The 12,130-nt window shown below is 68.3% G+C and carries 10 protein-coding genes; 5 read left to right on the top strand and 5 right to left on the bottom strand.

Features of this window, described 5'->3' with window-relative positions:
• The first annotated feature begins 112 nt into the window (after positions 1–112).
• Positions 113–1,561 (top strand): polysaccharide biosynthesis protein, encoded by a 1,449-nt coding sequence (locus tag CA983_RS31700; protein WP_143645601.1) that lies wholly within the window; start codon positions 113–115, stop codon positions 1,559–1,561.
• 559 nt (positions 1,562–2,120) lie between these two features.
• Positions 2,121–3,617: a DUF11 domain-containing protein gene (locus CA983_RS31695; RefSeq protein WP_158101913.1), complete on the top strand. Its 1,497-nt coding sequence runs from the start codon at positions 2,121–2,123 to the stop codon at positions 3,615–3,617.
• 40 nt (positions 3,618–3,657) lie between these two features.
• Here CA983_RS31695 and CA983_RS31690 read toward each other — a convergent pair whose 3' ends face one another.
• Both CA983_RS31690 and CA983_RS31685 read right to left on the bottom strand, forming a co-directional pair.
• A complete protein-coding gene (locus CA983_RS31690) occupies positions 3,658–4,344 on the bottom strand; it encodes a TetR/AcrR family transcriptional regulator (RefSeq protein WP_167407509.1) in 687 nt (228 codons plus the stop codon).
• 511 nt (positions 4,345–4,855) lie between these two features.
• A complete protein-coding gene (locus tag CA983_RS31685) occupies positions 4,856–5,854 on the bottom strand; it encodes a sigma-70 family RNA polymerase sigma factor (protein WP_086604239.1) in 999 nt (332 codons plus the stop codon).
• A gap of 193 nt (positions 5,855–6,047) precedes the next feature.
• Between CA983_RS31685 and CA983_RS31680 the strand changes: the two genes are divergently transcribed.
• A complete protein-coding gene (locus CA983_RS31680) occupies positions 6,048–6,566 on the top strand; it encodes a GNAT family N-acetyltransferase (RefSeq protein WP_086604238.1) in 519 nt (172 codons plus the stop codon).
• A 35-nt stretch (positions 6,567–6,601) separates the two neighbouring features.
• Here the strand turns inward: CA983_RS31680 and CA983_RS31675 are convergent, their stop codons facing one another.
• The gene (locus CA983_RS31675) at positions 6,602–7,387 is read right to left on the bottom strand and encodes a dioxygenase family protein (RefSeq protein ID WP_167407508.1); all 786 of its coding nucleotides are present in this window, start codon (positions 7,385–7,387) and stop codon (positions 6,602–6,604) included.
• Between the two features lie 90 nt (positions 7,388–7,477).
• On the opposite strand from CA983_RS31675, the gene CA983_RS31670 reads away from it, so the two are divergent.
• Positions 7,478–8,011, top strand: a complete 534-nt coding sequence (locus tag CA983_RS31670) for a MarR family winged helix-turn-helix transcriptional regulator (RefSeq protein WP_086604243.1) — start codon at positions 7,478–7,480, stop codon at positions 8,009–8,011.
• 151 nt (positions 8,012–8,162) lie between these two features.
• Here CA983_RS31670 and CA983_RS31665 read toward each other — a convergent pair whose 3' ends face one another.
• Together CA983_RS31665 and CA983_RS31660 are read right to left on the bottom strand one after the other, a co-directional pair.
• The gene (locus tag CA983_RS31665) at positions 8,163–9,716 is read right to left on the bottom strand and encodes an MFS transporter (RefSeq protein ID WP_086604237.1); all 1,554 of its coding nucleotides are present in this window, start codon (positions 9,714–9,716) and stop codon (positions 8,163–8,165) included.
• A gap of 194 nt (positions 9,717–9,910) precedes the next feature.
• Entirely contained in the window at positions 9,911–10,555 is a 645-nt protein-coding gene (locus tag CA983_RS31660; protein ID WP_086604236.1) for a TetR/AcrR family transcriptional regulator, read from the bottom strand.
• Between the two features lie 292 nt (positions 10,556–10,847).
• On the opposite strand from CA983_RS31660, the gene CA983_RS31655 reads away from it, so the two are divergent.
• Positions 10,848–12,130 (top strand): M6 family metalloprotease domain-containing protein (locus CA983_RS31655; RefSeq protein ID WP_107500301.1); only part of this gene is annotated, 1,283 nt, incomplete at its 3' end.

Below are 12,130 nucleotides of genomic sequence, written 5' to 3'. Positions count from 1 at the left end.
GGGACGGAGCATGACCTGAAGCTCCCGTTGCCGGGGGGCGGCTGCACTGCCGAATGGCCGGATGGAGCAATCCCGGCTGCGTGTTGTCCGTTCATCATCAAGGCTGTCCCTCATGGAGAAGACTCCCAGGGTGATTGTGGAGCCGCCGGACAGCAGAGGCCTTCGCGCAGTCAGCGTGGGCGGCACAGCGGTGGGCAGCGCCTGGTCCCCGGGCGGGCTGCGCAAGGTTCTCCGAAAACTCGGTTGCCCGGAAAGCGTCGATCTGGAAGACCGGAGAGTCATAGTCTGGCGCGAGGCCGGCAGCGAGACATGGCCCGATCGCACGTGGCGAAGACGCACGGCCACAGCGCTCATGATGGCGGGACTGATCCTGTCCATGGTCCTGCTCACCGTGGTCGGAACACCGGACGCCATGGGGGCACTGACGTTCGCGCAGCGCATCACGGGGTACCTCTTCATCCTGTCCGGCGCGGTGCAAGGCCTCGCGGCGCTGGCGGCCCTCGACCATGAGGGAAAACGGCAGTTCCAGTATTCCGGAGCCGTGGTACTGGTCGGGGCACTGATCGCCTTGATCACAGAGAGCATTTTCCTGTTCACCTGGCTCCAGGAAAGAGAACCGACGCTCTACCTACCCATATACCTGCTGCTCTTCACCTGGTCGCTGTGGGCCCTATGGCGACTGTTCCATGAGCAGGTATGGAGAGTCATCCCTCACCCCAAACGATTTGCGACCGGGGTGGCCCTTTCCGGCCTTCTGGCCGCCACGAACTTCGCATACTCCGCCGTCTATCAGCCCACATCAGCTCCCTTCTATGTCACTCTCACGGCAAAATTCGGCACCCCCCACACCGATCCCACCCGCCCGTTCATCCATGTGCCGCTTACGTTCCAAGTGGAGAACACCGGAAAAGTTCCAGCATACATCCTCGTTGATAAGTATCTGGTCTATGGGCGTTCGGCTGAATACTCGCAGGACGACGGGGGACTGAGGGACTGGAAGAAGGCTCTGGAAAACAGATACGACGCCGAGCTGCATGTCACTCAATCAGACAGCAAAACGATAAGCGCCGGACAGTTCGCCGGACCGGGGTACTGGCTTCATCCGGGAGAGGGCCACGTAAAGGAGAAAGTGATACAGATCCCCAGGAATGTTGAATACGATCTCCTGGAAGCGACCTTGGCCATGGTGGTCATGAGAATGGATCGCGGAAAGATCAATCTCCTGCAACTACAGCAGGCGCACCCCTCCTGGCAAAAGAAGGAGGGGCGATTCTACTGTGCAGAATGCCCCGACATGATCATCCATGAAGGGAAAGTTCGCCACAACAACAACATCATCAACGTCACCCGAAAACCCCGGTACGTGACCGTACTGTGGTACGGCACACGGGAGGAGTTCGATTACGCGCACGCCATCTCGTCCTACAAATTCAACCCCAGGAAAAGTCCCGACCGTGAAGAATTGAAAAGGGAAATCGCGAGAGAAGAGGATCGGTACGGCGTGGAGTCGCGCTCGACTTCGACAAGAGTATCCGTGGCGGCATTGATGGAGTCGTTGTAGCGGATTGGACGCCGAAGTTGCAGGAGGGCCCCATCGGGTCCAAAGTAGTTGTAAGTGGTTGTTGTGTCTGTATGGGCAAATCCGCATGTTCCACAGTGCACCGGGATGCGCCATGGCCAGAAACGCCCGGCGACGAGTCTGCCGTTACAGGGGTTGCACGTACTGCTTGGTTGCAGCGCTGTCGCTCTCAGGAGGCGTGACCGTCTCCGCGACGGGGGCCTTCGGCCAGGCCGCAACCGTGACACCGGCCCAGACTCCCACCCCACCGCCGGATCCCGGCACGCCGGATCCCGGCACCCCGGATCCCGGCACCCCGGATCCCGGCACGCCAGATCCCGGCACCCCGGAACCAAGCACCCCGGAACCAAGCACCCCGGAACCCGGCACGCCTACCGGACCCAGTACTCCGCCCGAGCCCAGTACGCCGACAGAGCCCGGGACGACGGGGTCCGGCACGCAGACCGGGCCGAGCGAGCCGACCGGCCCCAGCGAACCGACGGACTCCGGCACTCAGTCGCAGCCCCCGTCACCGGCCGACCCCTCGGAACAAGCGACGCTCATGGAGAAGCGCACGGCGGCGCTGAACGTGCCGGAAGAAGTGAAGGAGGAAGTCGAGAACGAGCTGAGCGGGTTGCTGAAGATGAGCCGGAATCCGGACGTCCCACCCAGCGAACGGGCCGCCTACACGAGAATCGTGTCTCGGCTCACCGACGCGCTGGGGATGATCCAGGACCCCAAGACGCCTCGCGAGCAGCGGGTCGCCCACACGCACATCGTGGAAAGGACGGCCGAAACGCTGGGCGTGATCCAGGATCCAGACACGCCGCGCGAGGACCGGGCCTCCTACACGAGAATCGTGGACGGGACAGTCAAGACGCTGGGGACGATCCGGGATCCCCAGACGTCTGGCGCGCAGCGGGCCACCTACACGGAGCTCACTGAAGAGATGACCGAGCGCTTCGGGCTGGTCACGGATCAGGAAGCACCTAGGGGCTTTCGGGCCTTCGCCCTCAGGAACGCTGAGCAGGACGTCAGAACGCTGACTCGCTCTCAAGGCCAGCAGACGCCGCAGAAGTATCTGGAGTGGACTGTGAGGGCCATGAGTACGTCGGGGACGAGCCAGCAGATTCTCAAGGACCGGGCCGTTCCGCCGAAGGTGCAGGCCGAGCTCAAGAAGAACGTGGAGCAGCTGAGCCGCACTCTGCTGAAGTCCTACGACCGGTCGGCATCCCGCCAAGACCGGGACAAGGCAAAGGATGCGGGAAAGGACTTCCTCAAAAAACTCGAGAAGGACAACAAAAAGCACTCGGACAAGCCCCTGCTGGAGATCAGGAACAAACCCCTGAGTTCTACGGTCGCTCCGGGAGAGTTCCAGTCCTTCACCGTCAAGGTCACCAATCACGGGGAGGACGACGTCACCGGTGTGACGGTGGAGGACAACTTCAAGTCGGCCTCGGGCGGTGCCGAGGGAGGCGTCATCCACCCTGTGTTGCATGCGCAGTTGATGACGGATTCAGGTGAGGCGAACGAATGCGACATCACTGCGGGGAACACCGTGGTGACCTGCCCCACGGAGGGTGACACCAAGATCGTGCCGGAGGAGACGGTCACGATCACCATCCGTGCGGTGGTGAAGGCGTCGCAGGTGCCTTACGGAGAGAAGGAGAACATCACCCAGGTGAAGCACGAGGAGGGTGCGGAGCAGGGCAGTGCCAGGTTCGCCGTCGTCAAGCCTCCGAAGCTGTCCGAGCAGGAGCTCGAAGGCGAACTGCAGGCCATCCGGCGATGTGCCGCGCACTTCGAGTCGTCCGGCGTCTCGAGGGACGCCCTGGCCGTTTTCACCGAGGTGATGGGTGACGAACTCGAGCGGGGGATGTCTCCGGCCCAGGCCAGTGCCGAGGGGTACAAGGCCGCTCTCACCAGAGCTGGACCCGACGAAGCGGTGTCTCTTGCGGAGATACCCGTGTTCGACGTGTCTCTTCGCGACGCCGCGAAAGCCTTCAAGTCATCAGGCGACTGCCCCGGATTCGTTGACAAGGCCCTGTCAGCCGAGTGACCGTAAGGTCCTGTCAACGGCGGGACCGTCCGTCGTCGAGTCACCGGCTCTCCCAGGGGAAATCCCGCAGCACCCCCAGATTCCGCAACGCCAGTTCCGCCGGTCCCTCCGGCCCGTCCGCTGGGACGTCCCCGGCCGTCGCCCAGCTCTCCACCGCCGCACGTACGGCCGCGCTCGCCACGGCGGCGGCGAAGCGCAGGTCCGAGGGCGTGGCAACGTTATCGAGGTCGGTTGTCGTGGGAGTTCGCGCAGGACCGGCCGTCAGCCGCCGCGCGGCCAGCACCTCCCCCAGCGTCCGTTCCGACGCCTGGCACACCTCCGCCCACACCCTGCGCAGGGACGGGTTGGCCTCGGCGAGGCGCAGGAGTGTGCGGACCCACTCCCAGGAGGACGCCGAGACGCCGACGCCCGGGGTGAGAGTGTGACGCACTCCGTGCTCCAGGGCCTGGGGCACCGAGTCGTCGGCGGGAGCCGCGCGCACCGCCTCCACCCAGCGCTGGGCGCCGGCCGCGTAGAGCGGGGCGACGGCCTCCTCCTTGGTGGCGAAGTACCGGTAGAAGGTGCGCGGGGCGATGCCGGCGGCCTGGGCGATGTCCTCCGCGCGGGTGGCGCGCAGGCCGTGCCGTACGAAGAGGCCGGCCGCGGCCCGGGCGATCTCCATGCGCGTCTCGGCCTTCCGCCGCTCTGTCAGCGAGGCCTGAGGAGGGGTCGGGGTGGTGCTGCTCACGCCCGGCAGGCTATGCCCATGTGACACAATCTGCCATCTGGCGGGCCACCCCGTGGTTCAGGTACGGGGTGCCCCGCCCTCCATCGCCTCGCCCTCCACGCTCCAGTTCCCCGTTCGCGCAGAGCCGGGCCCCGTTCATGCAGAGAGCCGGGCCCCGTCATGCAGAGAGCCGGGCCCCGGCGCCCGGGGGGAGGGACGCCGAAGCCCGGCCTTGGGAGAGTCCCGGCGCCGGGGGGAGTGCGACGGGACTTGGCTCTGGGGTGGGGGCCAGGGGCGTGGCCCCGGGCCCGAACTGGTGAGCCCGGAAGTCTTGTTCCCGGTGCCCCGATGGTTGAAGCGGCGTTACATGGCCATGTTTGCGCGGTCTTTCGCCACCCGGCGTACGCGGCGGCCCCCGGGCGCACACTGCCCGTCGTCCACGGGCCGTGAGACGACGCCCACAGACCGCAGGACGAGTCGTACGCCCGGACGCCCACCGGCGGACAGCTGCGTCACGCCGCTGCGACCGGCGTCACGCCGCCGCGTCGAACCCGGTGCTGCGCGCCAGCTTCTTCAGCTCCAGCAGCGCGTGCTTCTCGATCTGCCGGATGCGCTCGCGGGTCAGGCCGTGTTCCTTGCCGACCTCGGTCAGCGTGCGCTCCCGGCCGTCCTCGATGCCGTAGCGCATCTTGATGATCGAGGCCGTGCGCTGGTCGAGGCGGCCGATGAGGTCGTCGAGCTCCTCGCTGCGCAGCAGCGTGAGCACCGACTGCTCGGGCGACACCGCCGAGGTGTCCTCCAGGAGGTCACCGAACTGGGTCTCGCCCTCGTCGTCCACCGACATGTTCAGCGAGACGGGGTCACGGGCCCAGTCGAGCACGTCGATGACGCGCTCCGGCGTTGAGCCGAGCTCGGCGGCGATCTCCGCGGGCTCCGGGTCCCGCCCGTGCTCGCGGTTGAACTCGCGCTGCACCCGCCGGATCCGGCCAAGCTCCTCCACGAGGTGGACGGGCAGGCGGATCGTACGGGACTGGTCGGCTATGGAGCGGGTGATGGCCTGGCGGATCCACCACGTCGCGTACGTGGAGAACTTGAAGCCCTTGCGGTAGTCGAACTTCTCGACCGCGCGCACCAGGCCGGCGTTGCCCTCCTGGATCAGGTCCAGCAGCGGCAGACCGCTGCGGGGGTAGCGGCGGGCGACGGCGACGACCAGGCGCAGGTTGGAGCGGATGAAGACGTCCTTGGCCCGCTCCGCGTCGGCGACCAGGGCTTCCAGCTCCTCGCGGGTGGCGTCCGTCTTCGTCTCCTCGTACCCGTCGAGGACCTGCCGCGCGAACACACCCGCTTCGATGACCTGGGACAGCTCGACCTCCTTGGCGGCGTCGAGCAGCGGTGTACGCGCGATCTCGTCGAGGTACATGCCGACCAGGTCGCGATCGGCGATCTCGCCGCCATGGGCGCGAACACTGCTTGCCCTGTCGGCCGTCTCGCCGGTGGCGGACTGACGACGGGCGACGGCACGGGTTGCCATGCGTGCTCCCTTGCGATGATGAGGTCAGCGGGTGGTCCTTCGGACGCTGGACTCCGTCTCCGGGACTCTCCGGACTCTCCTCGGGTGCCCTGCATCCGATGGAAACAACGACTGGAATCAGGACAGAATTCCCAACCCACCCCCCGAATTTTCTGATCATGCAGTACCCTGTCGGGCCACGCGGGGAGGCGAGATGCCGTCGGAACCTACAGAGGTGCAGGTCAGGCCGGGAGTCGAGGATGACCTCGAGGCCCTCACGGCCCTCTACAACCACTATGTTCGTGAGACGGCGATCACATTCGATACCGCGATCTTCACTCCGGAAGAGCGCCGCGCCTGGCTGCTCTCCCACCCTGAAGACGGCCCCTACCGCCTGATGGTTGCCGCGGCCCCGGACTCACAGCGGATTCTGGGCTACGCCACATCCAGCCCCTTCCGCGCGAAGCCCGCCTACGCGACCTCGGTGGAGACGACGGTGTACGTCGACCCGCACGCCGGCCGCCGCGGCATCGGCACGCTCCTCTACAAGGCCCTCTTCGAGGCACTGTCCGGCGAGGACCTGCACCGCGCCTACGCGGGCATCGCGCAGCCGAACGAGGCGTCGGCCCGGCTGCACGAGCGCTTCGGCTTCCGGTACGTCGGCACCTACCGGGAGGTCGGCCGCAAGTTCGGCCGCTACTGGGACGTGGCCTGGTACGAGAAGCCCCTGTAGGCACCCTGTAGGCCCGGCTCTCCCGGGGGGCGGGCTCAGCCGAACTGCACCGACCGTTTCGCCAGCCCCATCCAGAAGCCGTCGATCACCGATTTGTGCGCGTCCAGCTCACCGGCGGCGTCGGCCGCGCCCATGGTCACGAACAGCGGGGCGAAGTGCTCCGTGCGCGGGTGGGCGAGCTGCCCCGCGGGCGACTTGCGGGTGAAGTCGAGCAGGGCGTCCACGTCACGCGCCTCCAGCGCCCGCCGGCCCCAGTCGTCGAACTCCGCCGACCAGGCGGGGATGCCGCCCTGCCGGAGCGCGGCCAGGTTGTGGGTGAAGAAGCCGGAGCCGACGATGAGCACGCCCTCGTCCCGCAAGGGGGCGAGCCTGCGGCCGATCTCCATGAGCCGGACCGGGTCGAGCGTCGGCATGGAGACCTGGAGGACCGGGATGTCGGCCTCCGGGTACATCTCCACCAGCGGGACGTACGCCCCGTGGTCGAGGCCGCGGTCGGGGACGTCCTGGACGGGCACGCCGGGGGCGCGCAGCAGCTTCCGTACCGACTCGGCGAGCTCCGGTGCGCCGGGGGCCTCGTAGGTCACCCGGTAGTAGTGCTCCGGGAAGCCCCAGAAGTCGTAGACGAGCGGGACGGTCTCGGTGGCGCCGATGGCCAGCGGGGCCTCCTCCCAGTGGGCGGAGACCATCAGGATCGCCCGGGGACGCGGCAGGCCGGCCGACCAGGCGGCCAGTTCACCGGGCCAGACCGGGTCGTCCGCCAGCGGCGGGGCGCCGTGACTCAGGTACAGAGCGGGCATGCGCTCCTGGATGGCGGCGGACATGCTGCGGCTCCTTCCAAAACATGGTTCCCTAACAAAACTGTACGGGGCATTTGTTTAAAGTTCAAGGAGGGCCCGCGTAGAGTGGAAGACATGAAGGCACCCGCATCCGCACCGACACCAGGCTCCGTGGCAGAGCCTCCGGAACCGCGCTGGCTCACCGCCGAGGAGCAGCGCGTATGGCGCTCGTTCATGGAGGGCGTCACCCTCCTCGACGACCACCTCGACCGTCAGCTCCAGCGCGACGCGGGCATGCCGCACATCTACTACGGCCTTCTGGTCAAGCTCGCCGAGGCGCCGCGGCGGCGGCTGCGGATGACGGAGCTCGCCATGCTGGCGAAGATCACCCGCTCCCGCCTCTCGCACGCCATCGCGCGCCTGGAGAAGAACGGCTGGGTGCGCCGCGAGGACTGCCCCGACGACAAGCGGGGCCAGTTCGCCGTGCTGACGGACGAGGGCTACGAAGTGCTGCGGCAGACCGCGCCGGGCCATGTCGAGGCCGTACGCCAGGCGGTCTTCGACCGGCTCACCCCGGAACAGCAGAAGTCCCTCGGCGAGATCATGCGGATCATCGCCGAGGGACTCCAGCCGGCCGAAGCGGGTGCGGACCTGCCCTGGCTCCGCTGAGCCGGGGCAGGTCCTGGAATCCGTAGGTACGAGGCGTCCCCTCCTCGTACCTACGGGGGCCCGAAGGGGTGTTACGGAGGGCCCGGGGTGGTGTCACGGAGGCCCGGGGTGGTGTTACGGGCGGCCCGAAGGGGGTTTTCGGGTGCGGCCGTCAGTGGGCGACGACCGGTATCTGCACCTCGTCCGCCACGCCCTCGCCGGAACCGGAACCGGAGCCGGACACGGTGGCGCTGCCCGGGCGGCCGGCGTTGACGAAGGTCAGGGCGATCGCGGCGGCCACGACGAGGATGCCGACGGCGAACCAGATGGCGCTCGTGTAGCCCTCGACCATGCCCTCCAGCTGGACCAGCTGCTGCTGGGACCGGCTGCCGGCCCCGGCGATGTGGTCCGCGATGTAGGACGTGGTGGCCGAGGCGGCGATCGTGTTCAGCAGCGCCGTACCGATCGCGCCGCCCACCTGCTGTGATGTGTTGACCATCGCGGAGGCGACACCGGCGTCCCGCGGCTCCACACCCTGCGTGGACAGCGACATGGCCGGCATGAACGCCGTACCCATGCCCAGGCCGAGCAGCAGCATCGCCGGCAGCAGCAGGGCGGCGTACGAGGAGCCGATCTCCAGCCGGGTCAGCAGCAGCATGCCGAGCGCGGCGACCAGGAAGCCGGGGCCCATCAGCAGGCGCGGCGCGACCCGGGTCATGAGGCGGGTGCCGATCTGGGTGGAACCCGTGATCATGCCCACGATCATCGGCAGGAACGCGAACCCGGTCTTGACCGGCGAGTACCCCTTCACGATCTGGAGGTAGTAGGTCAGGAAGAGGAACAGGCCGAACATCGAGATGATGGCGAGACCGAGGGAGAGGTAGATGCCCCCGCGGTTGCGCTCGGTGATCACGCGCAGCGGCAGCAGCGGGGCCTTCACCCTGGACTCGACGATCACGAAGGTCGCGAGCAGGACGGCGGAGGCCACGAACATGCCGACGGTCACGGAGTCGCTCCAGCCCTCGGACTCGGCGCGGGTGAAGCCGTAGACCAGGGCGACCAGGCCGAGGGTGGACAGGACCACGCCCGGGATGTCGAGCGGGGAGCGGTTGCGGCCGCCCTCCGGCTCACGGATGACGAAGTACGCGCCGGCCGCGGCGACGATGGCGAACGGGATGTTCACGAAGAACGTCCAGCGCCAGTCCAGGTACTCGGTGAGGAAGCCGCCCAGGATCAGACCGACGGCACCGCCGCCACCGGCGATCGCGCCGTAGATGCCGAACGCCTTGGCGCGCTCCTTGGCGTCGGTGAACATCACAGCGAGCAGGGAGAGCGCGGCGGGCGCGAGCAGGGCGCCGAAGACACCCTGGAGAGCGCGGGCGCCGAACATCATCGCCTCGTTGGTGGCCGCGCCGCCGAGCGCGGAGGCCACGGCGAAGCCGCCCAGGCCCACGACGAAGGCCTTCTTGCGGCCCCACAGGTCGGCTATCCGGCCGCCGAACAGGAGCAGACCGCCGAAGGCGAGGGCATAGGCCGTGACGACCCACTGCCGGTTGCCGTCGGAGATGCCCAGATCCTGCTGGGCGGAGGGCAGGGCGATGTTCACGATGGTGGCGTCCAGGACGACCATCAGCTGGGCCAGCGCGATGAAGACGAGCGCTTTCCAGCGGCCGGCGTCCGGCGAGGCCGCCGGGGCGCCGAGTGCCTTTGAGGCTGTTTCAGACATGGAGGTACCCACTTCGGGACGAGGTGACGGAAAAGGTGACGAAAGGTGATGGAAAAGGTGTCGTTGAGGGGCGACTCGACGACCGGTGTGGCCGTGAGCTGTGTGGAGCCGGGTGCTGTCTGTGGCCGCGAGCTATGTGGCTGTGACCGTGAGAGCTGTGTGTGGTGACTCGGGTGGCGCCGGGAACTGATCGGTCAGGCTTGGCGGAGGTCCTCCATGGTCACTGCCGCGCCCGGCAGGGCGGAACGGGCCGGGGCCCGCAGTCCGTCCAGGAACAGCTGAAGATGACGGTGTACGAAGCGGTCGACGCTGAAGCACGCCGTGCCGGCCGGGGGCCGGCTGAGCTGGGCAACGGCGACCATCACGTCACCGACGCCGACGTCGGGGCGGAGCTGGCCGGCCGCCTTGGCGCGGTCCATGACCTCCTGGAGGATCCGCTCCACGCGCTCGCGCGCCGCTTCCAGGTCGGGGTGGTTCTCGTCGAACGTGCTCGAGACCATCGGGCACAGCGCGCTGATCCGCTCGTCGGCGGAGGTGTGCACGAAGCGCTCCAGGGCCTCGAAGGCGTCCCCGTTCTCCGCGAGCGCGAACTCGCCTGCCGCGACCGTACGGTCCAGCACGGAGCAGACGACCTCGCGCACGAGCGCGTCGCGGTCCGGGAAGTTGCGGTACACCGTGGCGTTGCCCACGCCGGCCCGGCGGGCGATGTCGTCGAGCGGCACCTCGGGGCCGTGCTCGACGAACATCTCCCGGGCGGCGGTGACGATCCGCTCCCGGTTGCGCAGGGCGTCGGCACGGGGCCGGGGCGCCTTGCGCGGTGCGGGGGTGGCGGTCTGCACGGCGTACTCCTGGGTGGTCTGAGTGTGCGGTGAATGCGATCCGGGGAGAGCCTCCCCGTTTCAGTCGGACACATGGCTAAACGGGGACTGGGTCCCCGGTATTTCCCGCACCTGGGCTTTTTATTTGTGACCTGGGTCACCATTCAGGCAGGGCCGCCGCTACTGACGGGAAACCCACGATCGGTCTCCTCCAACGCGCGCCCCCCACACCCCCCGACGCAGGGTGAACGCATGGGTGCAGCCGGAGACCGGAGGCTGCCGTGGCGCGGGAGGTCCCTTGCAGGTCCCTTGCATGCAGCCGCAGCCCCAGCGCTCCAGATCGTACGGCTCGTGGCCGCCCGGCCGCCGGATACCCCGGCGGCGTCTGGCCGCCCTCGCCTGCGTGACCGCCCTGACCCTCACGGTCAGCACCTCGGCCGGCACCGGCCACCTCGCCCCGGGCGCCGGCACGGCCGGAGCGGGCCCGATCTCCCTGTCCCGCACCTCCTCGCACGCCCCCTGCATGATCCGCGGCGCCCGCGAGATCCAGATGTCCGAGGGCATCCCCACCACCGACGGCTACGCCCGCTCCACCGGCACCGTCCGCGCCCTCACCCTGATGATCGACTTCTCCGACGCACCCGGCGAGGGCAAGGCCCTGGACCGCTACCGGGAGTTCTTCCCGCAGACCCGGCACTGGTTCCGCACCAGCTCCTACGGCCGCCTCGACTACCACCCCGAGACCCCGATCCCGGAGTGGCTGCGGATGCCCAAGTCCTTCCACGACTACGGCATAGAGCGCGGCGCCCCCTTCGACCCCGGCTACCGCGCGCTGGTTCAGGACCTGGTGGCCGAGGCCGACCCGAAGGTGGACTTCCGCGCGTACGACCTGCTGAACGTGCTGGTCACCCCGAACGCGGGCCCCCCCGCCCTCGACACCGTCCTCTCGGTCACCKTCGCCGKCAACCCCGAGGCCCCGAGAGCCGACGGCATACCCGTGGCCAACGCCTCTTTCGTCTACTCCCGCCAGGACGACGGCTCCGGCTCCTACGGCCGCACCGGCTACCGCGTCCTCCCTCACGAGAACGGCCACGTCTTCGGCCTGCCCGACCTGTACACCGCGGAGGGCGGGGGCGCGGTCGGCCACTGGGACATCATGAGCGAGGACTGGGGCGCCAACAACGACCTCCTCGGCTGGCACAAGTGGAAGCTGGGCTGGCTGGACGCCGCGCAGGTGCAGTGCGTATCGACCCCCGGCACCACGGAGTACACCCTGACCCCGCTGGCCCGTGCGGGCGGCTCCAAGCTGGTCGTCATCCCCCTGGACACCAGATCCGGCTACGCCGTCGAACTGCGCACCCGCGCCGGCAACGACGAGTCGGTGTGCCGCCCGGGCGTCCTGATCTACAAGGTCGACGCCGAGGTGGACACGGGCATGGGCCCGATCACCGTCTTCGACTCCCGCCGCGACAGCGGCGGCTGCACGCGCGCGCCGAACGTCCACGCGGAGCTGTCCGACGCGCCCTTCACGCCCGGGGAGACGTTCAGGGATCCGCGGAGGGGGATCGCGATCAGGGTGGTGGGGGTGGATCCGGC

The organism is Streptomyces swartbergensis, assembly GCF_002148965.1.
GTDB lineage: Bacteria > Actinomycetota > Actinomycetes > Streptomycetales > Streptomycetaceae > Streptomyces > Streptomyces swartbergensis.
The sequence above is the reverse complement of the archived record's forward strand: the minus strand, read 5'-3'. Positions and strand labels throughout refer to the sequence as shown.